The following is a 1,170-nucleotide window of genomic DNA, read 5'->3' as shown; positions in this document are numbered from 1 at the left end:
CGCCGAGACGGATGAGCGACTATCTGAGGTGTCAAGTTGCATTTGCGAACTCGCTTCGCGCGTCGCGTGCTTTTGCATTGAGAATGACGAGCAGCTTTCTGGCGAGAGCGATGCGGATGACCATCTTTTCCTTTCCAGCGGCCTGCAACCGATGCTGGAAGGCGGCCAGGTGCGGATCGTATTTGGCAACGATGCGGGCAACGAGGAAGAGCACGCCCCGGGGCCCGGCGCGACCGCCACGCACCGGTCTTCGGCCGCTGCGCTTACCGCTGTCATTGGCGATCGGCGCCAAGCCGGCCAGCTTGGCGATGGCCTTGTTGGACAGGATGCCGATCTCGGGCAATTCGGCCATCAGGCGAGCAACGCTGCGCGAGGCGATCCCTTTGAGCGAGCGAAAGGCGCGGTCAAGGCATGCCCACAACGGATCGTCGTCGATCAGCGAGGCGATCTCGCCCTCGAGCCTGCGGCTCTGGCGCACGAGCAACGCGATGACCTCATCGAGGCTGGCGATGGTTTCGGTGTCGGCGGCAGCACTCTTGCGCTGCTTCTGGATGGTGAGATCGCCGGTGACCTGACCGAGCCGTGCCACCAAGGCCTTGAGCCGCTGCTGGGCCGGGCTCGGCGGCAGAGTCGGCTGTACGCGCTTGGCCTGCGCGTAGCCGGCGATCATGGCGGCATCGATCCCATCGGTCTTTTCCAGGAAGCCCATCGCCTCTGCAAAACGGCGCACGCTGCGCGCATTGACGAGAGCGCAAGGCAGGCTCAGATCCCACAGCAGCAGCAAGGCCACCCGCTCGTAGCCGCCGCTGGCCTCCATGACGGCAAGCTCGACGCCATGGCCCTGACACCAAGCGGCCAGATCGGTGATGCCTGCCGCATCGTTACGGAAGCGGCCTGCCGCCCCGTTCGGCTCGACATGGGCATCGAGCCATTCTTTCGAAACGTCCACTCCACAGATGGTCTTGTTCACGGTAACCTGCCTTGTGCGTGCGATTGGAGCCAAGCGACTATTCGGTCGTACGTGACGGAGGCGAAGATCCCTGGCTCATCCACGGTTGTGACCGCAGGGGTGTCGGGCGACTTCGCCAAGCCTCGAATCGGATGGCCGTCCGGTTCGAGGCTCAGTCGCTCTTCTCGCACAAAGTCTCCTCCGCGCAGATACAAGGGGTG

Annotated in this window: 1 protein-coding gene; it reads right to left on the bottom strand. The window is 63.9% G+C overall.

Going from position 1 to position 1,170, the window contains the following annotated elements:
* Positions 1-31 precede the first annotated feature (31 nt).
* Positions 32-970: an IS110 family transposase gene (locus CK221_RS29505; RefSeq protein WP_095780277.1), complete on the bottom strand. Its 939-nt coding sequence runs from the start codon at positions 968-970 to the stop codon at positions 32-34.
* Between the last annotated feature and the right edge of the window lie 200 nt (positions 971-1,170).

The sequence above is a fragment of the Mesorhizobium sp. WSM3868 genome (assembly GCF_002294785.1).
Lineage (GTDB): Bacteria > Pseudomonadota > Alphaproteobacteria > Rhizobiales > Rhizobiaceae > Mesorhizobium.
Note: the sequence above shows the minus strand (reverse complement) of the source record. Positions and strands in the feature narration are given on the sequence as shown.